General features: G+C 67.1%; 18 protein-coding genes. 7 read left to right on the forward strand and 11 right to left on the reverse strand.

Annotated elements, in window-relative coordinates:
* Both WKW82_RS17930 and WKW82_RS17935 read right to left on the reverse strand, forming a co-directional pair.
* Positions 1 to 2,937 (reverse strand): TIR domain-containing protein, encoded by a 2,937-nt coding sequence (locus tag WKW82_RS17930; RefSeq protein WP_340343679.1) that lies wholly within the window; start codon positions 2,935 to 2,937, stop codon positions 1 to 3.
* An 86-nt stretch (positions 2,938 to 3,023) separates the two neighbouring features.
* On the reverse strand, positions 3,024 to 3,428 hold the full coding sequence (locus WKW82_RS17935) for a cupin domain-containing protein (protein WP_340343680.1): 405 nt from the start codon (positions 3,426 to 3,428) through the stop codon (positions 3,024 to 3,026).
* Positions 3,429 to 3,733: 305 nt separating this feature from the next.
* On the opposite strand from WKW82_RS17935, the gene WKW82_RS17940 reads away from it, so the two are divergent.
* Positions 3,734 to 3,916 carry a DUF3606 domain-containing protein gene (locus WKW82_RS17940; RefSeq protein ID WP_340343681.1) on the forward strand — a complete coding sequence of 61 codons (183 nt, stop codon included), beginning with the start codon at positions 3,734 to 3,736 and terminating at the stop codon, positions 3,914 to 3,916.
* A 27-nt stretch (positions 3,917 to 3,943) separates the two neighbouring features.
* Here the strand turns inward: WKW82_RS17940 and WKW82_RS17945 are convergent, their stop codons facing one another.
* Genes WKW82_RS17945 through WKW82_RS17955 form a run of 3 tightly spaced genes read right to left on the reverse strand, consistent with a single transcriptional unit; the run spans position 3,944 to position 7,246 of the window.
* The gene (locus tag WKW82_RS17945; protein WP_340343682.1) at positions 3,944 to 5,281 is read right to left on the reverse strand and encodes an MFS transporter; all 1,338 of its coding nucleotides are present in this window, start codon (positions 5,279 to 5,281) and stop codon (positions 3,944 to 3,946) included.
* A gap of 22 nt (positions 5,282 to 5,303) precedes the next feature.
* Entirely contained in the window at positions 5,304 to 6,422 is a 1,119-nt protein-coding gene (locus tag WKW82_RS17950) for a M14 family metallopeptidase (protein WP_340343683.1), read from the reverse strand.
* A gap of 26 nt (positions 6,423 to 6,448) precedes the next feature.
* Positions 6,449 to 7,246, reverse strand: coding sequence for a gamma-glutamyl-gamma-aminobutyrate hydrolase family protein (locus tag WKW82_RS17955; protein ID WP_340343684.1), 798 nt, complete (start codon positions 7,244 to 7,246; stop codon positions 6,449 to 6,451).
* A 103-nt stretch (positions 7,247 to 7,349) separates the two neighbouring features.
* Here WKW82_RS17955 and WKW82_RS17960 point away from each other — a divergent pair, with 103 nt between their 5' ends.
* The 3 genes from WKW82_RS17960 to WKW82_RS17970 all read left to right on the forward strand — a co-directional run bounded on the left by WKW82_RS17960 (position 7,350) and on the right by WKW82_RS17970 (position 10,490).
* Positions 7,350 to 8,342: a LysR family transcriptional regulator gene (locus WKW82_RS17960; RefSeq protein ID WP_340343685.1), complete on the forward strand. Its 993-nt coding sequence runs from the start codon at positions 7,350 to 7,352 to the stop codon at positions 8,340 to 8,342.
* A gap of 144 nt (positions 8,343 to 8,486) precedes the next feature.
* The gene (locus WKW82_RS17965; RefSeq protein WP_340343686.1) at positions 8,487 to 9,044 is read left to right on the forward strand and encodes a dihydrofolate reductase family protein; all 558 of its coding nucleotides are present in this window, start codon (positions 8,487 to 8,489) and stop codon (positions 9,042 to 9,044) included.
* A gap of 72 nt (positions 9,045 to 9,116) precedes the next feature.
* On the forward strand, positions 9,117 to 10,490 hold the full coding sequence (locus tag WKW82_RS17970; protein ID WP_340343687.1) for an amidohydrolase family protein: 1,374 nt from the start codon (positions 9,117 to 9,119) through the stop codon (positions 10,488 to 10,490).
* An 80-nt stretch (positions 10,491 to 10,570) separates the two neighbouring features.
* On the opposite strand, the gene WKW82_RS17975 is transcribed toward WKW82_RS17970, so the two are convergent.
* The 5 genes from WKW82_RS17975 to WKW82_RS17995 form a co-directional block, all read right to left on the reverse strand.
* Positions 10,571 to 12,061, reverse strand: a complete 1,491-nt coding sequence (locus WKW82_RS17975; RefSeq protein ID WP_340343688.1) for a DUF1254 domain-containing protein — start codon at positions 12,059 to 12,061, stop codon at positions 10,571 to 10,573.
* Positions 12,062 to 12,187: 126 nt separating this feature from the next.
* Positions 12,188 to 12,550 (reverse strand): response regulator transcription factor, encoded by a 363-nt coding sequence (locus WKW82_RS17980; RefSeq protein ID WP_340343689.1) that lies wholly within the window; start codon positions 12,548 to 12,550, stop codon positions 12,188 to 12,190.
* An 80-nt stretch (positions 12,551 to 12,630) separates the two neighbouring features.
* Positions 12,631 to 13,242, reverse strand: a complete 612-nt coding sequence (locus tag WKW82_RS17985) for a response regulator transcription factor (protein ID WP_340343690.1) — start codon at positions 13,240 to 13,242, stop codon at positions 12,631 to 12,633.
* Positions 13,239 to 15,107 carry a GAF domain-containing protein gene (locus WKW82_RS17990; protein ID WP_340343691.1) on the reverse strand — a complete coding sequence of 623 codons (1,869 nt, stop codon included), beginning with the start codon at positions 15,105 to 15,107 and terminating at the stop codon, positions 13,239 to 13,241. Before WKW82_RS17990 ends, WKW82_RS17985 begins: the two co-directional genes overlap by 4 nt.
* Before the next feature lie 13 nt (positions 15,108 to 15,120).
* Complete coding sequence (locus tag WKW82_RS17995) at positions 15,121 to 15,921, reverse strand: Bug family tripartite tricarboxylate transporter substrate binding protein (RefSeq protein ID WP_340343974.1); 801 nt, start codon at positions 15,919 to 15,921, stop codon at positions 15,121 to 15,123.
* 414 nt (positions 15,922 to 16,335) lie between these two features.
* Between WKW82_RS17995 and WKW82_RS18000 the strand changes: the two genes are divergently transcribed.
* The 3 genes from WKW82_RS18000 to WKW82_RS18010 all read left to right on the forward strand — a co-directional run bounded on the left by WKW82_RS18000 (position 16,336) and on the right by WKW82_RS18010 (position 20,779).
* A complete protein-coding gene (locus WKW82_RS18000; RefSeq protein ID WP_340343692.1) occupies positions 16,336 to 17,646 on the forward strand; it encodes a PQQ-dependent sugar dehydrogenase in 1,311 nt (436 codons plus the stop codon).
* Positions 17,647 to 17,877: 231 nt separating this feature from the next.
* On the forward strand, positions 17,878 to 19,314 hold the full coding sequence (locus WKW82_RS18005) for a DUF1254 domain-containing protein (RefSeq protein WP_340343693.1): 1,437 nt from the start codon (positions 17,878 to 17,880) through the stop codon (positions 19,312 to 19,314).
* A 130-nt stretch (positions 19,315 to 19,444) separates the two neighbouring features.
* On the forward strand, positions 19,445 to 20,779 hold the full coding sequence (locus WKW82_RS18010; protein WP_340343694.1) for a DUF1254 domain-containing protein: 1,335 nt from the start codon (positions 19,445 to 19,447) through the stop codon (positions 20,777 to 20,779).
* A 262-nt stretch (positions 20,780 to 21,041) separates the two neighbouring features.
* Here the strand turns inward: WKW82_RS18010 and WKW82_RS18015 are convergent, their stop codons facing one another.
* Positions 21,042 to 22,139, reverse strand: a complete 1,098-nt coding sequence (locus tag WKW82_RS18015) for a fatty acid desaturase (protein ID WP_340343695.1) — start codon at positions 22,137 to 22,139, stop codon at positions 21,042 to 21,044.
* Positions 22,140 to 22,253 lie beyond the last annotated feature (114 nt).

Consider the following 22,253-nt stretch of genomic DNA (forward strand, 5'->3'; position numbering starts at 1 on the left):
TCAGGGCCGGCAACCCGTGGCCGGCAGCGCCGGGCAAGTCGTGCGATAGGGTTCGTCGCGCAGCCAGGTGCGCCATTCGCCGCAATCCAGGTTACGGCCGAGGCGCGTGCAGGCCTGCGCAACGGCGTCCTCGGCACGCCATGAAACGACGCGCAGGCCGCGACCCTCGGAGAACGCCAGGCGGCGTCCATCGGGGAGGAAGACCAGCGGCCCATCGTCACCGGGGCGGGCATAGCGCGCGACCTCTTCGCCATCGGCCAGGCGCCACAGCACGACGCGGTTCTTGGCCCGCGAAACAGGGTCGGTCAGGCCGGCAGCGAGGTATCGCCCGTCCGGTGACAGCGCAAGGTGCGGCACCCATCCCTCGTGGCCGATGCCGCGCAGCTTGCGGCCCGCCAGGTCGACGATGTCCACCGACCCACCCGCCGTGGTGGCGACGAACAGGCGATCCGGCGCGAGCACGATGTCACTGGCCTTCTGCGCGGGCAGGATCGACTCGCCCGTGCCCACGGTGTCCCACAGGCGCAGGGTCGGTTCGCGACTCACGCTGGCATCGAAGGCCAGCCGCTGGCCGTCGGTGCTGAAGAAGGGCTTGGCTTCGGTGAAGGGGTCGAGCGGCAGTTCACGGGTGGTGCATGGCTTGTCATCGCTGTTACCGGTGCCAGCCACGGTGCAGCGGTCAAGGCGCAGATAGCCGCGCACCGATTTGCCGGTCGTCGCGACGAGCAACTGCCCATCGGGCGTGAACGCGCTGCCCACGATGGCCGCGTAAGGGAAGTCGCCCTGCCGACGGCGCCACACGGCTTCTCCACCGGTCGCAGGGAACACCTCCAGCTGGCGTCCTTGCGGCACCGCGAGCCACTTGCTGTCAGGGCTGAAGGCCAGCCCGGCGACGCGCTGTTCCGGATGCGCCAGCTGGTGCGATTTGCCGTCGGACACCCGGACCACCATCACCTGTGCCTGCGGCTCCACACCCGCCGCAGCGATCCATTGCCCGTCCGGGCTCGCCGCCAGCGACCAGATCGCACCCGGCAACTCGGCCAGCAGATCCGCCTGCTGCGCCGCCAGCGGCCAGAGCTGGATACCGCCCATGCCGGCGGCCAGGATGCTCTGTTCGTCCGGCGCGAAGATGGCCTGGGTCATGTAGCCGGGATGCGCGGCCCGCCAGACCTCCTGCCGATCGGCCACGCGCCAGATGCGCACGGTGGCGTCGTAACTCGCGGTCAGCAGGCGCGTGCCGTCGCGGCTGAAGTGCAGGCTGTTCACCGGCCGGTCGTGCGCGAGGTCGGCGAGCACACTGCCGGTGCGGGCGTCGTGCAGGCGCGCGGCGTTGCCGCAAGCCGTGGCCAGCACCTTGCCGTCCGGCGAAAACGCGGCATCCGTCATGGGTCCGTCGCAGGGCAGCCCGAACAGGCGCTGGCCGCTGCCCGTGTCGAAGATTTCCATCGCCTGGTAGCCCATCGCGATCAGCAAGCTGCTGTCCGGGCTGAAGCGCGGCGTGGCCTCACGGGCGAGTTCCAGGCGCTTCGGCGGCTCTGCACCGTTCGCGCTGAACAGCGCCAGATCGCGGCCACGATGCCGCGCCAGCAGCTTGCCGGATGTGTCGAAGATGACCAACGCCTCGGTGTCCGGCGCGGTGTCGCGCAGCACGGCGCCGGTCGCGGTGTCCACGCGCTGTGCTCCGGCGGCAAGCACGCGGCCGTCCGGACTGAAGTCCATCCGGCGCGTGCGCTCCGGCGACAGCGACTGGAGCACCGACAGATACGCCGGCGGCGGCTGCATCTCGCCCCCTCCGTCAAGGCGCAGCGCCTGCCAGCGCTTGCCCGCATCGAAAAACAGCACGCAGCAGCCATCGGGCGTGAGCAGCAGCTTGCTGTCGTAGTGCTTGGCGGCTTCCCACAGGCGGCGTCCCTCGGGCACGCTGAATGCGCCCAACCGGTTTCCCTGGTCCGTCAGCGCGACGCGACCGTCGCGGCTGTAGCGCACCGCCGCATTGGAGTTTCCTTCCGCCAGCCGCACCGGCCTCGGCGGCAGCAGGCGTTGCGCGGCCTGCAGCGCCTGTTGCGTCTCCAACGTGTCCAGCCGCCGCACGGACTCGATCGCCAGCAGGCTGGCGAGTTCGATGCCCGCCGGTTGCTCGACCCGGATGCGCGCGGACTGGGCCGCGAGTTGGCGCGCAAGCGCAATCTGCTGTCGGGTGTCGGCAAGGTCGCGCTGGCGTTCCGCCTCCAGGCGCTGCGCATTCGAATACCAGACGCCCGCACTGAGCACGGCGATCAATGCCGCTGCCGCCACGCCCCAGCCCTGGTTGCGGCGCCGTCGCCGTTGCTCGTCACGGCGGCGCAGCAGATCGAGTTCGACGCCCAGCAGTCCGGCGAGCAGTTTGAGCAACGCGCCATGCCGGCCATCGCCGGACGGGCGCGCATCGGCCGCCAGTGGCTCCGCGGCTTGATCGCTCAGGTCACCATCGGCCCCCACCCTGAAGCGGATGGCCGCCGGAAAGCATTCGCGCGCCGCCCCGCCCTCGACCTCGCTCGCATGCGGCTCGCCATCGACGATGAGGCAGTAGACCTGCTCCTCGCCATGCGTCGCCTTGAAACTGCGGATCTCCTGCCCGACCCAGCGCGAGCTGGCCGCGCGCGGCGAGCAGATCACCACCAGCGCCTGTGATTCGGCCAGCGCCTCCCGGATGCGCGCCGGCAGATCGGCGGCGCTCGCGAGTTCCTCCCGGTCACGGAACACCGGGAACAGGCGCTGCGGCAAGGCGCCGTGCCGACCCGTGCCGCCGGCCAGTTGACGCGGCAGGCGATAGCCTTCCAGCGCGCGATGCAGCCACGAGGCCCAGCGCTCGTCCGCATGGCTGTAGCTGAGGAAGGCCCGGTAGCGGGCCGATCCGGACGGGGTGAGGTGTTCCGACACGGCTTGGTGGCCCCTCATGAGGTGGGCTGCAGACTACCACCCGACGTGGCTTGCCAGTGCGCGAATGCAAGCCTCGGGACCCTCGATTTTCCGAGTGCAGGCGCCTAGTTTGGTGGCTGGTAGACCGGCTTGCCCTTGTCGACGATATGCACCGTCAGCAGGATCAGGGATGTATCACCGACGACCGCGAAGCCTCCGTGCGCCACGCCTCGCAGGTTCATCAGCGGTGCGCCGGTCGGGAACATGACGGGCTCCTTGCCAGGCGGCTGGATCATGGCCCCTTGCAACACGACGCCGGTTTCGATGCCTGGGTGGATGTGCCTGGACACGGACTCACCGGGCTTCCATTCGATGCGGGAGGTGATGACCTCCATGTCCGGCGCCCCTGAAAGATCGGCGCGCGCCAGTTCTTTCACATTGCCAGGTACCAGTGAGGTTTGTGCAGGGGCCTGCACCGCGAATGAAAAGAGGATGGCGGTTGCCACTGCGAGAAAGCGATCGGCGACCATTTCGCTAGCCCTTTCATATCGGCTGCCGCAGGATTCGAAAAGATGGCGGGCAGACTGCCAACATCATCGACGGCGATCGGCGCACTGTCATCCTTTATCTCCGGGTCGACTGTGGGTCGATCAGGTGCTCTCGGCCGTTGCCTCATCGCCCAACCGGGGCGTGCGAAGCGCGCCACGTGCCAGTCCCGGTTGACCCTGGTCGAAGCGGTGCCGCGTCTCGCGCCGGAAGGCAGCCCTGACGCGGCTTGCAAGTGTGCGAATGCAGTCCTATAAGGGTCGGCTGCGAATCGACCCAAGGAGACGCCATGTCAGACGATTTGAGCCACTTCAAGCCACTCGACCCCGGCCGCGTCAACGGCCACGACCCAGTCGAGATGCAGTACTGGTGCCAGCAACTCCACTGCACCGAAGCGCAATTGAAAGACGCGTTGACCCAGGTCGGCGACCACGTCACCGCGGTGCGCCAGCAGTTGGCCGCGCACCAGTGACGGAGTGGCCGGCCTCCCCGCCCCGGCCTACTTCGTCACGTCGACGTCGCGCGACTCGGGCAGCATCCACATCGCCACCACGCTGATGGCGCACATCGCGACCACGTACCAGGCGGGTGCCATCGGGTTGTGCGTCACGGCGATGAGCCATGTCACGACGAACTGCGTGGTGCCGCCGAACACGGACGTGCCGATCGCGTAGACCAGCGACAGGCCCGTGCTTCGCACGGCGATCGGCAGCAGTTCCGGCACCGCGACCAGTCCCGCCGCGCCGAACATCGCCGTGAGTGCGGCCAGGATCGCGGACACCGTCAGCAGCGTCGTGGCACCCGGTGCGCCCGACAGCCACATGAACAGCGGGACGATCGCCAGCATCAGCACGATGCGCGGGAACTGGTTGGTGACCTTGCGGCCGAAGCGGTCGCACAAGAGGCCGCCGGCCAGGCCGAAGATGAATGTCATGAGGCCGCCCATCAGCACACTGCCTTGCGCCAGCGCCGGCGGCAGCTTCAGCACCTGCACCGCGTAGCTGACCATGTAGTTGCCGACCTGCGACGCCACGGCCGTGGCGGCGGTCAGGAGAACGCCCAGCACCAGGATGCGGCGATGGTTCTTGAACACCGCGCCGACAATCTGCGAGCTGGTGCGTTTGCTGGTGCCTTCATGGGTCTCGGGAAGGCTGCGGCGGATGTAGAGCGCGATCGGGATCAGCACCAGGCTGAACAGGAAAGGCACGCGCCAGCCCCAGGACGCCAACTGCTCCTGCGTGAGCATCAGCGACAGCACTACGCCGAAGATGCCGCCTGCCGCAACCGCCAAGCCCTGGCTTGCGATCTGCCAGCTCGAATAGAAGCCGCGCTTGCCGGGAGGCGCCGCTTCCAGCAGCAGCGCGGTCGCCGGGCCCACTTCACCGCCGAGCGCCAGGCCTTGGAGCAAACGGCAGAACACGACGATGATCGGCGCCGCGATCCCGATGCTGGCATAGCTCGGCGTCGCGGCCAGTCCCAGCGTGCCGACGGTGATCAGCGCCACCGTGAGGATCATGGCCGGCTTGCGCCCGACCCGGTCGGCAAAGGTGCCGATCAGGATGCCTCCGAGTGGACGCGTGAAGAAGCCGACGCCGAAGGTGGCCACGGCCACCAGCAGGCTGCCGAACTCCCCGCTCACCGGGAAGAAGGTGCGGCCGATGTACACCGCGAAGTAGGCGTAGATGACGAAGTCGTAGAACTCGAGGGCGTTGCCCGCGACGGCGGCAGCCACGGCCTTGCGGCTGATGGTGGCGCTGGGGGTGGGTGCGGCATGCGCGTTGCGGGCAGCCGTGGCGGCATGGGGCATGCGCGCGGAATTCAGGGTGGTCGTGTTCATGGATGATGTCTCCGTTTTTTCGTTAGGCCGGCATCGCCTGCGCCGTGTCTTCCTGCAAGCCTTCGAGCGCACGCAGGCAGGCCTGCGAGCCCTGTTGCCATACCGCGAGCTTCCAGTCGGCGGCGTCGGGGTAGAAAGCGTCCTTGAGTTCCTGCTTGATCGCGGCCGACTGCGCCGGGTCCTTGTGACCGTGCCGATGCAGGCAATGCTCCGCGCGCAATGCGGCGGTGACCCGCTCGCTCGGCCAGGTCCCGTACTCCAGGCAGATGCCGACGTGCTGCGCTTCCGCGCACTCTTCGGTGATGGCCGTCTGGATGGGGCCGGTCAATGGAATGCTGGTCGATGTACCGGTGGTGACCGAGGTCAGTTCGCCCCACCAATCCCTGGCGCGTGCGAGCACGGCAGGGTTGTCATCGAAGCTCGCGAAGATGCGCTCGCCGACGCCGTAGGGTCCGAGGCCGGTATGGATGTCGATCGAGGCCAGCTGGCGCACCTGGGGTGCATGGCGCCGCAGGATCGCGCGGAAGGTGTCGTTGCTCCAGGTCGGCGCATGGCCGCCGAAGAACATGCCGTCGTCGAAGACATGCTGGCCGAGGCCGATGGCGCGTTGGAGGCCGCGCGCGCCATGACGTTCGCGGTACGCGGCCAGACCGGCTTCCACGTCTTCCTGCGGCGGCCATTCCTTGGGCAGCAGCAACTCGTGGATCTCCGCGTAGCCCGGATTCACCGGCAGCGGCTTCGAGAAGTCGACGAAGTTGCGGTTCAGGTCCACGTTCTCCTGCGTGACGCGGCGCAGGTGTGAAAAGCCGAAAGGGTTGATCGCATGCACGTGCAGCACCGCGGTGTCGCGCAGTGCGCCCGGCCGCTCCGCGGCATCCATGAGCAGCATGCCCGTCTGCACCGCCGAGCCGCAGAAGCCCTCGACACCGTGCACGCCGCTGACGACCAGCAGCATCCGCGATGCGTCGGCTGGCCCATCCAGCACGACGTCGGTGGCCAGCGTTTCGCCGTTGGCGCCGGTCAACTTCAGCAAGTGCGATTCCACGGGCAGGCCGCGCCGCGATGCGGCATCCAGGAATTTCTGGCGCGCCTCCGCGTAGCTTTTGCTGAAGAGCGAGTTGATCCAGTTGTCGTTGTCCATATGTCTCCTTTGGTTGTGTATTTGAGTCAGGCGAAGGCGCGGCGCCGCTGCTGCTGCCGCGCACGGCAGGCATCGCCGAAGGCCTCGAAGATGGCGCGTGCGAACGGGCTGTCGTCGACGCGCATTTCGGGGTGCCATTGCACGGCCAGCGTGAACTGGGGGGCGTCGGCGATGGAGAAAGCCTCCACCAGTCCGTCGGGGGCCGTGGCTTCGATGCGCAAACCGGCACCCAGGCGCTCGATGCCCTGGTGGTGCAGGGAATTGACCTGTGTTCGCGTGGCGCCGGCCAATCGCGCGAGCAGGCCGCCTTCGACGAGGTGGATGTCGTGGCTGTCGTCGTACCAGCGCTCGATCGGGCGATCGTGATCGCCTTCGCGGTGGTCCAGCCGGCCCGACTGCTCATGCACGGCCGGCTCCAGCGTGCCGCCCCAGGCGACGTTGACTTCCTGGAAGCCGCGGCAGACCGCCAGCAAGGGCACGCCGGCCGCGACCAGCGCCGGCAGCAAGGGCAGGATCGCGGCATCGCGATGGATGTCGAGCAGCATCTCGCGGTGCGGCGAAGGCGAGCCGTAGCGCTGCGGCGAGACGTTCGACGGGCTGCCCGTGAGCACGATGCCGTCGATCGACGCCGCCAGCGTGTCGACGTCCAGGCCGTCGGCCAGGGCCGGCAGCACCAGCGGCAGGGCTTGCGCAATCTCGCTGGTGGCGCGAACGTAGCCGTGCAGGGCCGCATGCGCGGGATGGCCATGCCGCTCGATCCGATCGGACGAGATGGCGACGATGGGTCGCAGGGTTGCGCAGGGGTTCGAATGCAGGGTGTTCATGGCGGTTTCCGGGCTGTGGGAGGCAGTCTAGGAATTCGCCACGCTTGCGTAAATTGCATAATGTTCAGCAATGACTTGCATAACCTGCAAGTGAAAGGTCGGCATGAACATCCGTCAGCTGAAGCACTTCCTGGCCGTCATCGACCTCGGCTCGCTGGCCGCGGCTGCCGAGATGGTGCACCTGAGCCAGCCCGCGCTCTCGCGCAGCCTGCGTGCGCTGGAGGACGCATTGCGGGTGCCGCTGTTCGACAGGCAGGACCGCCGACTGCGCCCGACGCCCTATGCCCTGGCCTACGTCGAGCGCGCGCGGCGCATGGTGTTCGACGAGAACGAAGGGGCGCGTTCGCTGGCGCTCATGCGCGACGGCGAACTCGGCTCGCTGGCCTTCGGCATGGGCTCATCGATCGCGAAGTTCCTGCTGGCGCCGCTGATGCTGGAGATGCTCGCCAGGGCGCCGGGCCTGCGCATGAGTGCCATGGTGCAGAGCACCGACGTGCTCCATGCCGCCTTGCTGAAGGAACAACTCGATTTCTTCATCGGCGACGTCCGCATCGCGCAGCACGATCCCGACATGGTGACCGAGGCGCTCTACCCCTGCACCTTCGGCTGGTTCGCGCGAGCTGGGCATCCGCTCGCGGCAAGCGGCGACATCGCGATGGCCCGGCTGTCTGCCTATCCGCTGATCTCCGCAGGCTACGCCGACGAGACGGTGGAGCGCAGGATTGCCGACCTGTATGGCCTCACCATGCCGATCAGCCAGCACTTCGCCCTCAGCACCAGTGATCTCTCCACGGTGCACGCCCTGCTTGCATCGAGCGACGCCGTCACGCCATCGACGGCCATCGCGGTGATCGACCCGTTGAAGGCCGGAGTAGTGGTACCGCTCGACGTGACCCCGCCGCTGGACCTGGACCTGACGCTCGGCATCATCCATCGGGCCGGCCGCACGCTGGCGCCTGCAAGCTCGCGTGCGTTCGAGTTCATCCGGGCGAGCTTTGCCAATGCGGACGCCGAGATCTCGCGCCTGGATGGACGCCGGGCGGCTCCGGGATTGGCGCCGACACGCGGGAAGCGAGCCACCCGTCCCAGACGTTGAAGCCCTTCGAATATCCATCGTTGCGCATGATGCGAGCTGCTGGCAGAGTCGCCCCGATGGACGGCCGCTTTCTGCGTCCATTGGGCTCGTGCCCTCGGTGCCAGACGGCGAGCGGCTCGTCGCGTATCTCGATCGGAGGACACCATGGGTCTCTTGACCTTCAGTATCAACGTCACCCTGGACGGCTGCGTCGACCACCAGGAAGGAATCGCCGACGATGAGACGCACGCCTTCTTCACCCGCCTCATGGACGAGGGCGGGGCGATGCTGTGGGGCCGCGTCACCTACGAGATGATGGAGAGCTACTGGCCAGCGGTCGCCCGCGGCGAGGTGGAGGCACCGCCGGCGATGCGCGAGTGGGCGCTCAAGCTGGAAGCCAAGCCGAAGTACGTGGTGTCCTCGACGCGAAAGGACTTCCCGTGGACCCACAGCCACCCCATCGCCGGCGACCTGCGCACGGGCGTACAGAAGCTCAAGGACGCGACACCGGACGGCGTGCTCCTCGGTAGTGGCAAGCTCGCGACGGAGCTGGACCGGCTGGAACTGATCGACGAGTACAAGTTGCTCGTCCACCCCAGGATTGCCGGCCACGGCCCGACCCTGTACGAGAGCGGGCTGCCCAGCACGCGACGGCTCGAATTGATCTCGGCGAAGGCGCTGCGCAGCGGCGCGGTCGCCATGCACTACCGGCGCGCGCGCTGACTCGGAGGCGAGGCATGTCGCCGGACAGCGCGCTGCGAGGGCCGAGCTTCTTGATCAAACCGGAGGACCACCATGCATGACAGCGACCCCGAGGGCAAGCGCCTTCCCATCAAGCTCGACAGCACCTCGAATGGCGAGTTCGCCCCGGTGGCGCTGTGGCCGGCGAACATCGAAGCCAACCGCCTCGCGCACGAGGCCGCCGCAACCAACGCGAAGCGGCTGGGATGTTCCAAGCGCGCGTTCCTGACTTCGTCCTGCGGGGCAGCCAGCACGCTGCTGGCCTTCAACGCGGCCAACGCCGCGGCCGGAAGGGCCGGCGGCTTCTTCGAACTGCCCCGCGACGCCGCGCTGGACATGCAGCTCGCGCGCGCGCAGGTCGGCCCGGCCAGGCAGGAGTTCATCCTCGACGTCCAGGGGCACTTCATCGACACGCCCAAAGGCAATTCGAAGCGCGCGGAGGTCTTCCTCAAGGACGTGTTCATGGACAGCGACACCGACGTGATGGTGCTGTCCTTCGTGCCCTCCGCTCGCGACGCCGAACCGGTCACGATCCAGGCCGCCGACGAGGTCCGCAGGCTGGTCGACAAGCTCGAGGGAACGCACCGGCTGCTGCTGCATGGACGCGTCAACCCGAACCAGCCCGGAGACCTGGAGGGCATGGACGAGTTGCACGAGAAGTGGGGCATCAGCGCCTGGAAGACCTACACGCAGTATGGGCCGGACGGCAAGGGCTACTTCCTTCACGACGACGTCGGCATCCGGTTCATCGAGAAGGCGCGCGCGCTGGGCGTCAAGAACATCTGCATCCACAAGGGGCTGCCGTTCGGACAACGCTCCTACGAGCACAGCCAATGCAGCGACATCGGTGTCGTCGCCAGGCGTTTCCCGGACGTGAACTTCCTGATCTATCACTCGGGCTTCGTCAGCACGGTGACCGAGAAGGCCTACGACGCGAGCGGCAAGAGCGACGGCATCGACACGCTGATCACGTCCTTGCGCAAACACCAGGTCAAGCCGAACAGCAACGTCTACGCCGAGTTGGGCAGCACGTGGCGCTTCCTGATGCGTGACCCCGAACAGGCGGCCCACGCCCTGGGGAAACTGATCGTCGCATGCGGCGAGAACAACGTGCTGTGGGGCACGGACTCGATCTGGTACGGCTCACCGCAGGACCAGATCCAGGCCTTCCGGACGTTCCAGATCGCGGCGGACCTGCGCGAACGGCATGGATACCCCGAGATGACGCCTGCGCTGCGGGCCAGGATATTCGGCCTCAACGCCGCGAAGGTGTACGGCTTGGCGCCGACGGAAGTGAAGCGCTACGCCGCCAGCGACGCGGTCGCCCGCAAGCGCATGGCGTACCTGGAGAAACCCGATCCTCATTTCAGGACCTACGGGCCAAAGACGCGGCGCGAGTTCCTCAGCGTATTCGACCCCGCTGGGTGAGACTTCGAGGGGCATACAGTTGGCGGAAGCCCGCGCTGACGCAGCACTGGCGACGGATCACGGCTTCCTGCACAACCTGCTCAAGCCACTTCCTTGGCCCGAGGCGGAAACCACGAGCCGTCCAGCAGGGATGGCGCCTTGTCCTTGGGCCAGTACAGCCGCATCATGAGGATGAAGCCGTCCTTGGGTGCGGGCAGCCAGTTCTCTTCCTTATCGGCCCCCGGCGACTCGTTCTGGATGTAGAGGTCGACCGACCCATCGGCGTTGGTCTTGAGCTTGTTGCGCTGGCTGACGGTGTAGCGGTTGAGCGCGTTCGGCACGAAGAAGTAGGCGGTGTCGTACATCGTCAGCGACCAGAAGCCGTTGACGGGCGGCAGTTGCCCCTTCGGGAAGTGCATCACGTACTTCTTGGAGCCGTCGTACTTCTTCAGGATGTCGGGCCCGGTCGACGTTGGATACACCGCATCCTGCGGCCGGTTGGCGCCGAGGCCGATGGCCGTGATCAGGGCGCGCTGCATGTAGTTGGTGCCGTACAGGCCCGTCTTGGTCGTGTAGGTCCAGCCGTTCTTGAGCTTCAGGTCCCCGGACAGGATGCCCTTCTTCATCCAGCCCATGATCTTGGCTTGCGCCGGCTTCGGCGCCTCGGCCAGTCCCTTGCTGACCGAGGCGTCGAGCCTGGATGCGTCGAAGTCCTTGCCCGGCACGATGCCGATCTTCGCCAGCTTGGCGACCATCGGCGCATCGGCCGCCGCCGGAGGATTGGTCTTGAGCAACTGCGCGAAGAGGGTGAAGTAGCTCGCGGCATCCATCGCTTCGACCTGGTCGCGCACCGCCGTCTTGCTGTCGATGCTCGGGTCGACCGTTGCGGGCGGCGGGGTGTACGACTTTCCGTAGGACGACAGCGGCACGGCAGACATCTGGTCTTGCAGCGCATGGACTTCGGCATAGTCCTCGGGCGTCCCGGTGCAATAGATGCGACCCAGCATCCACACCATGCCGGTGGGCGACTTGTACTGCTTGACGCCTGCCGGCAGGGTGCCCTTCCAGCCCGGGCCGGTGATGGCGAACTTCTGCGGGCCGGTGCCCGTGGTGCGCTTGGCCGGCACCTCGAAGACGTCGGTCCAGCCGTCGAGCATCGGCAGCAGGAAGAAGCGGCCTTTCATGTCGGGCGTCGAAACGACCCACGGTTCCTTGGCCACGTCCAGCCAGAGGATCGTGTAGAGCGTGTCGGCGTTCGGGGCCGTCACCGCATGGTTGTCGACCGCCGGATAGCCGCGCAGCTTGAGGAACTGGCCCATGGGCGCCTTGGCGGCTTCCGGTGCCGCGACGTTGGTCAGGCTGCGGCGTGTCAGCTCCATGGTGACCAGCGGGTAGGCGTAGATGTAGGCCTCGATGGCCAGGTCGCGCGCCTGTCGGGCCTTCAGGTCGCCCTTGAGGGAATCCACGCTGTCCTCGACCTCGTCCTTCAGGTTGAGCATCAGGCTGTCGGCGGCGCGGGCGAAGCCCGATGTTCCCAGCGCCCCCAGCGTCATGGCCAGGCACAGGCCACGCCGCGTTGCATCTCCATCCATGGTGATCTCCTCGTCAGGTTGTGAGGAAATCGTAGGGACCGGCCCCTGGCAAGACAATCAAGGCGAACGCGTGCCGGAGCACGTGATGCCACGCGGTCCGGTACGTGATGCCACGTATCGCGCAGTTCAGGAACGCGAGGCCTGGAGCGCGTCGCGAATGGCGGTGCGCAGGCGGAGTTCATTGCAGGGACGATCGAGAAAGTTCGTCGCACCTGCACGCATGGCCTGGATGACCGTGTCGAGCTCGTCCGTTTCGCCGATCACGATGACGGGGCAAGCGGGCGCGGCGCATGCGATCCGTTCATGAATCGGCCATCCGGGAGACTCCAGCGCCAGCAGCATGCAGGCGGGCGACGTGATCTCCTGCAGATCCAGCCAGTCCTTGAAGCTGTCGAGCAGCACCACGGACTTCACGTAGCCGGAGAGCGCGCGCGCAATCCCGGCCCGCCGGCTGGCGTCGGGCTCGAGAACATAGACGGTGACGTGCATGATGGGCACTGCCATGCAGCGTGCGGCAGTGGCGACGAAGACGCCAGTCGTGGAATCACGCTCCCCACGTAGGTAGCAACCTACCGGGGGCGATGCTCGGCCGCGATGCGGATCAACTCGGCGGTACTGCCCAGGCCGAACTTCTCGAGCACCCGGCTGCGGTGCAGCTCGACGGTCCTGTGGCTGATGTCCAGGCGCTGCGCGATGACCTTGCTCGGCAAGCCCTGCATGGCCAGTTGCATGACCTCGTTCTCACGCTCGGTGAGCAGTTCCAGCGCCCGCGCAAACTGGCCGTGCCGGCTGGAGTCGCTCCGGGCCGCCGCGTCCTTCGCAATGGCCTCGTTGATGTTGTCCAGGAGTTCCTGTTCCCGGTAAGGCTTGGTGACGAATCCGACCGCGCCGCCGCGCATCGCCTCGACGACCATCGGCACGTCCGCATGCGCGGTCACGAAGACGATCGGAATGGGCGCTTTCATCTCGCGGAGCCGGGCCTGCAGTCCCAGGCCGCTGATCCTTGCCATCCGCACGTCCAGCACGAGGCAGCCGGCCCGCGTGGGATCGTGAGCGGCCAGGAACGCCTCGGCTGACGCAAAGGTCTCTGCGCGCAGGCCCACCGAGGCGACCAGTTCCTTCACCGAGTCCCGGACCGCCTCATCGTCGTCGACCACGAATACCGTCACACCCTGGGTCACTGGTCGATCTCCTCTGCAATGGGCAGCGTGAACTCGAAGATGGCGCCGCCGCCCGGCCTGGCCCGGCCGTCGACCCGGCCGCCGTGGGCCTCCACGATCGCCCGACACAGCGACAGGCCGATGCCCAGGCCGGCCGACTTGGTCGTGAAGAAGGCCTCGAAGATCCGCTCCAGCGCGCCTTCGCCGAAGCCTACCCCGGTGTCCTCGATGCGCACGAAGACCTGGGCCTCCCCGAGGGCGCCCACTTCGATGACCAAATCCTTGCTGGCGCCAGCGTTGGCCGCTTCGCTCATCGCATCGCTGGCGTTGCGCACCAGGTTGACGATGACCTGCTGGATCTGGATGTCATCGGCGATGACCTCCGGCAAGCCGGGAGCCACCCGCAGCGTGATGGCGACGTCGTGCAGGTGTCCTTCCATCCGTGCGAAGCGCAGCGACTCCTCCACGATCTGGTCGATCCGGACCCTCTTCATCTCGAGTTCGTGGCGCTTGACCATGGTGCGCAGCTTGCGCATCACCGCCCCGGCCCGGCTCGATTGGGCCGCGATCTTGTCCAGCAGTTCGCAGAGCTTGGCATGGTTGGCCGCCGGCCCGGCCGCGGCATGCCGGCGCGCCGCTAGCGCATAGTTCTCGATCGCCACGAGGGGCTGGCTGACTTCGTGGGTGATGCCCGCGGACATCTCGCCCACGGTATGGACCCGCGCGATGTGCGCAAGCCGCTCACGGTGCTGGGCGGCTTCCGCCTGTGCTTCGCGCATGCTGCGCTCTGCCTGCTGGCGCGCCAGGGCGGTGGCAAACACTTCGCCGAGCAGCCGGACGCGCGGCTCCAGCGCCTCGGGCCAGGCGCGTCTCGTGTGCACCGTGTCCAGCGAGATCGCACCCACCACGACGCCGCTGACCTTCAAGGGCAACGCGAGGAGCGACACGCTGCCCAGGGCGCGAAGCGTGTCCCGATCATGCGAAACGACCGCCGCCGAGGATTCTTCCGGGCCATCGATGCGCACCACCCAACCGGACTTCAGGCGAGCCATGAAGGAAGGCAAGTCCCGGCCCCGCACCCGCGCGGGTTCCGGCGCATTGGCGCTTCTCCAGCAGTGGCCGGGAAGCAGGTCGTCGCTGCCGCGGTCGAAGGCCCAGAGCGTCGCGCGCTCGGCGTGGAGAAACTCGGCCATCCGTTGCAGGCCGTTCGAGACGGCTGAATCCACGTCGCCAGGGGCCAGGGAAATCAACGAGGCCGCGACCTCCACGAGCATCTGCTCGAAAGCCAACAGGCGCTGGTTTTCCTCCTGCACGTGCTTTCTCGCGATCGTGTTGCCCAGGATCTCGGCCACCAGGCGCACGCGGCTGAGCAACGCTTCGCTCCACTCGCGGCGACGATCCAGGCTCAGGAAATTGAGCGTTCCATAGATCTCGCCCGCCACCACGAGCGGAATGGATGCCATCGATTGCGAACCCGCCTTGTTGAAGGATGCCTTGTCGACATGCGCTTCGGGCGGCAGTTCGTCGGCGGTGCTGAAGATCACCGATTGGCCGCGATTGATCCGCTCGATGCACCACGGGTAGCCGAAGACGCGTTCATGCAGGGGTGATGTCCTCAGGCCAGCCCGCGTGAAGATGCCGACCCGGGTGAAGGAGCGGCCATCCGGATCGAGGCGCAGCAGCGCGCAACGGTCGACGTCCAGCGCCTCCACGATCGAGCCCAAACCGGCGGCGATGGCGGCATCGACCTCGGCTGGCCGCAGCGTGATCAAGCGGGCGGAAAGGCGGGCCAGCATCGAATCGAAGCCCGGCAAGTCGTCGAAAGGCGCAGGCGCTGTCGGTGCGGCATCGCTTTGCAAGCTGATCGTTTCGGAAAAGTCGTTCACATGGCCCTTTGCTTCAGGTCGCGACGCTCACGCCCGAATCCTTCAGGATCCGTCCCCAGCGCGCATGGTCGTCGCGGACCAGTGCCGTGAACTGCGCGCGATCCGCAGCCCCGGCGCTCAGGCCATAGCGCGCAAAGGTCGATTGAACGCCGGGCTGCGCGATCGCCGTGCAGAACGCCCGGTTCAACGAATCAAGCTGCTCCGCGCCCATTCCGCTGGGTGCAAATGCGCCCGCCCACTCGCTCGCCACGATGTCCAGGTTCGACTCAAGCATGGTTGGCACGGCCGGAAGCAAATCTGCTCGCGTGTCGCTGGTGGCGGCAAGAATCCGGACCCTGCCTGCTTGTGCGAGCGGCAGCGCCGCAAAGGGCACGGCCACGGCCGAGTGCAGGCTGCCCTCCAACAACGCCGCCAGCATTTCCGCCGCGCCGCGATAGTGCACAGGTGTGACCGCGACGTCCAGTTGCCTCGAAAGCGCGAGCGCGACGATATGCGCAACGCTTCCCGATCCCGGCGTGCCGCAATTCGCGCGCGCGGGATGGCGCGCAAACCAATCCTTGAGCTCGCCGATGTTCCGGGCCGGATGGTCGTTGGCGACGACCACGCACAGCGCCGTCGTCGCAATCAACGCGATGGGCGCGAGCTGGTGGATCGGGTCGATCGGTGGGTCGGCCAACAGATGGGGCTGGATGGTCACCTGGGCGCTGGGCGTGATCAGGAGCGTCTGGCCCGTTGCCGGCGCGCGAGCGGCCATTGAAACGGCGATACGGCCGCTCGCGCCGCTGTGATAGTCGACGATGACCCGCGTACCCATCGACTCTTGCAGGGGCGCCTGAAGCACACGGGCAATACCGTCGATCGGCCCCCCGGGAGGAAACCCGACCAGCAGCTTCGTCAGCGTCGCGCGCTCCTGCGCCTGACCCGATCCGAAGGGCCAACACGTCAAGGCGCTCAAGAAACCCCGTGCCACATCCCGCCTCAACACACTTCACCCTCCTGGGACGAATGCGTCGCCTTGCGAGCGACCTGGGTGGCGCTGGGCGAATCCAGCGCGGCGGCGGAATCCTACCGACTCCGATGAAAAGTTGCCATCCTGTGCTCAGGGGATCGCTTGCGAAGTCAATTTGTGGTGCTCGCGCGCCTTGGCCTGCCGTTCCGGCAACGACGCGTTGCCCGTCATCCTGCAAATGCGGATACTGAACATCCACCCGGGACGAGAGGAACCTAGATGAGCATGTCGAGCGTGTTCGCGCAGATGGTTGCGGTTGCCGGCAACGCGGCGCTGCAGTGGCGCCGGATGCAGACCGGCGATCCGACGCAGGCGATCGGCGCCGCGCCGACGATCCCCGACGGACGCCCCCAGGGCCGCATCCCGACACTGAAGATGCCGACGGCGCGCGGCTGGTCCGGCGGCCACAAGCCGACACCGGCGCCCGGGCTCGAGGTCAACGCGTTTGCCACCGGACTGAAACATCCGCGCTGGATCTACGTGCTGCCCAACGGCGACGTGACGGTGGCCGAGGCGCTGTTCGAGCCGGGCCCGAGCAAGTCGGTGTTCGACTACGCGATGGTCAGCACCCTGCGGCGCGCCGCCGCGATCGGCCCCAGCCCCAACCGCATCACGCTGCTGCGCGATGCCGACCGCGACGGCGTCGCCGAGGTCCGCTCGGCGCTGCTCGAGGGCTTGAGCCAGCCCTTCGGCATGGCGCTGGTCGGCGACACCTTCTACGTCGGCAACACCGACGGCGTGGTGGCGTTCCCGTACACCCCCGGCACCACGCGCATCGACGCGCCGGGCCGCCGCCTCAACGAATTCAAGCCGGGCGGCCACTGGACGCGCAGCCTGCTCGCGAGCCCTGACGGCAGCAAGCTCTACGCCGGCGTCGGCTCGCTCAGCAACATCGCCGAACACGGCTTCGAGGTCGAAAAGGGCCGCGCCTGCATCTACGAGATCGACCTCGCGAGCGGCAGCAGCCGGATGTACGCCGGCGGCCTGCGCAACCCGGTCGGCCTCGCATGGGAACCGACCACCGGCCAGTTGTGGACCGTGGTCAACGAGCGCGACGGCCTCGGTGACGAGACGCCACCCGACTACCTGAGCTCGGTGCGCGACGGCGGCTTCTACGGCTGGCCGTACTGCTACTGGGGCCGCACGGTCGACGACCGCGTGCCGCAGGACCCGGCCGCGGTCGCAAGCGCGTTGACACCCGACTACGCGCTCGGCGGGCACACGGCGTCGCTCGGCCTGTGCTGGCTGCCCGCCGGCACGCTGCCCGGCTGGCCCGCGGGCATGGCGATCGGTCAGCACGGCTCGTGGAATCGAAGCAAGCTCAGCGGCTACCGCGTGGTGTTCGTGCCCTTCGAGGGCGGCCGCCCGGCAGGCCTGCCGCGCGACATCCTGAGCGGCTTCCTGTCGCCCGACGAAAGCGAGTCGTACGGCCGCCCGGTCGGCGTCGCGATCGGGCCCGATGGGGCGCTGCTGGTGGCAGACGACGTGGGCGACGTCATCTGGCGCGTCAGCGCAAGCGGCGCGGGCTAATCCGGACGGCCAGCCTGGCGCGAGTGGACGATGGCGCTTGCGTCGTGCCCGTCCACCGGACATGCCCCAAAGTGCATCGCCGATTGCCCATGGGGTCGCTGTGCGTGGTGCGGGAGATTGCGCACCATTGTCGATTGCGCTCGTCGCCGTCGAGGCGATGGGCAAGGTCCCGGGTCACGGGTGTCTTCACCGGAGTGCGTGATGATGCGTTCAGCTTTGCGAAGCGTTCTCATGAGTGCGGCCATCGGTCTCGGAGGACAGTCGGCCGTACTTGCCCAGCAAGGCAATGAGCCGTTCGGCGGCCAACCTCCGCCAGGCACCCAGGCATCCAGCAAGGACCTGGACTACCAGCTCAAGTACCAGCGCGCCTTCGAGGCGACGTTGTGGGCCATTCCAGCTGCCGCCATCTACCGGTTCCGCGGCGCTGCGTTCGACGACCTGGGCCTGAAAGACAACGACATCATTGTCTACAGCGCACCTGCAACCCCCAAGCTGGAGGCGCTGACCGCCAACAGCAGCACGCCGTACATCACGGCCTTCACCGACCTGCAAAAAGGCCCTGCCGTCCTGGAGGTGCCAGCGGCAGGTGCGGATGGCAGCGTGTACGGCCAGGTGGTGGACGCCTGGCAATTGACGATTGCGGACGTCGGCCCGTCGGGCAAGGACAAAGGCAAGGGCGGGAAATACCTCCTGACGCCGCCGGGATACAAGGGCGCGATCCCGTCCGGGTACATCCATGTGCCCTCGCCCAACTACCGGGTGGCCTTCGCGTTCCGCTCCGTGCCAGTGGCAGGCAAGACGACTGCCGACGCCTATGCGTACGCCAAGCGCCTGCGCATGTACTACCTGTCCGAGGCGAAGAGCCCGCCGAAACAGCGTTTCATCGACCCCATCAACGACCGCTACGCCACGCTGCCCTTCTACGACGAGCGGATGTTCAAGGACATCCACGACATCTTTACCGTCGAGCCCGTGCGTCCCCAGGACAAACTCATGATGGGCATGCTCAAGAGCCTGGGCATCGAGCGCGGCAAGCCCTACGCACCGGACGACACGACGAAGCGCGCCGTGCGCCAGGGGGCCATCGATGCATGGCACTACCTGCAGGGCGTGTTCGACAACTTCCCCAAGGAAAAGCTGTTCTGGCCCGACCGGAACTACGCATCGTTGATGCAGACCGACGACAACCGCCGATTCACATACGACTACCCGGACCGCATCGACATCATTGCGCGGGCGGCCCAATATGCGTGGTGCACCTACGTGCCCGAAGTGCTGAGTGAATCACCGGCAACGCAGTACACCGTCGCCATTGCCGACAAGAACGGAAAGGCGCTGGACGCTGGCAAGCTCTACAAGGTCAACGTCCCGGCGAAGGTGCCGGTCAAGCAATTCTGGGCGCTGACGGTCTACGACCGGGCCACCTTTGCGTTCATCTACAGCGAGAGCAATCGCAGCACGCTCTCGTCCTTCGACCTGGAAAAGATGACGAAGAATGCCGATGGCGGCGTGACGATCTACGTCGGACCCAAGGCGCCAGCGGGCTTGGATGCAAACTGGATTCCCACCTCGGGAAAGCGGCCGATGCCCATGTTCCGCTACTACGGCCCGACGGAAGAACTCAATCAGAAGACCTTCAAGATGCCGGATTTCGAACTGGCCGAATGAACAGTGCCGCGGCTGCATTTCGCAGCGATCGAGCACTTCAAGCGGTGTGCCAACCCCACTACACACCTTCGAGGCGATGGCCACTCGAATGGCCTGACCTCCAACAGCCTACCCACTGAAAGGCATCTGTATGACAAGCACCCCGGACGCATTGCTCAGCACGCCCGCCACGCCGGAAGTCGTGGCGAAAGGACTCGAGACGGATGGCTATCAGTTGGCCGTGTCCGCGTACACCTGGGGCTACCCCCTCGTCAGGATGGAGACGGTCATGCGCGACTACGCCACCGTTCCTGCCGACAACCCGCCGACCAGTTACCGGGCGGTCCTCAACCGGATCGGGTGGGCGACAGAGCTCGCCACGCCGGAGGCCAAGGACATGCCGACGGCCAACAACGACACCTACTACATGAGCGCAGTGGTCGACCTCGGCCAGCCCTACCTGCTGAGCGTGCCCGACACCGACGACCGCTACTACGTGGTCAACGTCTTCAACATGTACCAGGAGCTGGAGCACTACATCGGGCGGCGCACCACGGGCACCAAGGCCGCTCGCTACGCCATCGTGCCGCCGGGCTGGAGCGGCACATTGCCAAGCGGCGTCACGCGTCTCGATGCATCGACCAGCAAGGTCTGGTTATGGGGCCGCCTTCGAATCGCGCAGGGTGAGCCTGCGGCGCCCGTTCACGCGCTGCAGCAGAAGTTCGAGCTGACGCCGCTCGATGCGTCCAAGGTCGGCCGTACCGAGCTTCCTCCGTTGCCCGCCACCGACAACGACGAACTTGGCTTCTTCACCTTGCTGGGCCATGCACTTCAAAGCAATTCCATCAAGCCAGCCGATGAGGCGTTGTTCGGCCAATTCGCGCGGATGGGATTGACCCGCAAGGGCTTCGATGCGACCAGGCTGAGCCCGGAAATGCGAAACGGTGTGGTGCGAGGGCTCGCCGATGCGCCCTCTGTGGCCGTAGCGTCGTTCGCCAGCACTGCAAGCAAGCGCAGCGGCTGGGACTGGGTGACTGGCCTGGACAGCTTCGGCTTCAACTATCCGCTGCGTGCCGTGGTCGCCGGGCCCTACCTGGGGGGCAACGGCGAACGCGAAGCCATGTACCCGATTCGCTACACGGATGCAGACGACGCGCCGCTCGACGGCAAGAATCACTACGAGTTGAAGTTCGACAGTGCGCCCCCGGTGAGCGCGTTCTGGTCGCTGACCATGTACAACGCAGGCGACAAGATGCTGGTCCCCAACGAACTCGCGCGCTACAAGATCGGGTCGGATACGGCAGGCCTGAAAAAGAATGCCGACGGCTCCTTCACCCTCCAGGTGCAGCATGAAGCTCCGAGCGACAAGTCCAACTGGCTCCCGGCCCCGGATGGCGGCTTCTACGTCATCTTGCGCATGTACCAACCCAACGACGACATATTGAGTGGCGAGTGGGTGCTGCCGCAGATGACAAGGACAGGTTGACGCGGCCATTCGCACTGCGGCTCGAGCGCGGAGCAGCGCAGGAAGGACGATGCCGTCGTCACCACGAAACGGCGCGTCGGCAAATGTGCTCGGCTGGCAAGGCGGCTACACCGGGTGCGGCAAGCTGCAACCGGCGGTGACGTCACACGCGATGGGCGAACTGCCACCCGGGCTGGCGCACGGCGTGAAGGTGCGCGGCCGGTCCCGGCGGGGGTAGGGTCTGAGCGGAGACGAGGTGGACTTCGACACCACGGCCCGTGGCTTACCCGTTGCGGCGCGAGATGGAGTGGCTGCAGGGTTTTTCGGCGTTCTCCGCTTGCTGCCACGCGCGCACCCGCGGGTCCATGACGCCGAACCACAGCGGCGGCAGCAGCGCCAGCAGGCACATGCCAAGCAGGCCCGTCGGCAGCATCGGCATACCGGCTTCCATAGCCAAGCGCTGGAACGGGACCGTGCTTTCCATGTGATGCCTGGAGTGGTGTCCCAGGTTCAGCAACAGGCTGTTGCCCACCGGCGGCTCGGCGTTCCACGCGTCGCGTGCGCCTGCACGCCGGTGATGCCCATCGGCAAGCCGCGTGCGCAGCAGCCCGTAGTGCTGCACGTAGTTGATCGTCTCGATGCAGAGCACCGCGACCGCGCACTGCACGGCCACGAACAGGGCGCCGCGCCACCCTGCCCATGCAGCCGCGCCGGCACCGAGCGCGAACGTCAATACCCAGCCTCGCAACACGCGGTGGCCCGGGCCCGCAACACGATGGCCGAATCGGCGCAAGCGACGCGCCTCGATGCGGCAGGCGCTCCGCCAGCCGGAGAAGACGGCGCGGCAATAGAACGCATAGACCGACTCGCCCGCGCGCGCTGTGGCGTTGTCGCGCGCCGTCGCCACGTGGCGGTGATGGCCGCCGACGTGCTCCACCCCGAAGGCGCTGGCACCGAGGAGCACCAGCAAAAGCTCGGCCATGCCGCGCTCGAAGCGCGAGCGGGCGTGCAGCAGCTCATGCGCAGCCGGCGCGGCCAGCATGCCGCCGATCAGACCCACCGCGAGCGCATCCTGAAGGACCTGCACGATGTCGACGCCTGGAAGCCCGACGGCGTGCACTGCCGCTGCCAGCAGCGCCGCCTGAGTGGGCAGCCAGAGCCAGAGCCACCACGGTCGCGTTGGCGTCGTCGTGATCGCAGCCGTCACAGCCGCTCCATCCGCCGCACCAGCGCTCGCGGCCACTGGTGAGACAGTGGCCGGGCGCGGGCAAAGCAAATCCAGGACGACGGCCGCGCCGAAGACAACGAAGACCAGGCGAGCCGCGCCGTCGTATCCATGTGCGAATCCAAATGCCGCCAGCACGGGTACCAGCAGCGGCAACGCGAAGCGCCAGCCTTTCATCGCAGCGGCCGCCGACATTGCAGGTTCGTGCCGCCGGCTGGGGGTTCACGCCCCCAGGAGGTATGGCGTATATTGGGTTGCCGGCCGTAGGCG

This window comes from Variovorax rhizosphaerae, assembly GCF_037889975.1.
Classification (GTDB): Bacteria; Pseudomonadota; Gammaproteobacteria; order Burkholderiales; family Burkholderiaceae_C; genus Variovorax; species Variovorax rhizosphaerae.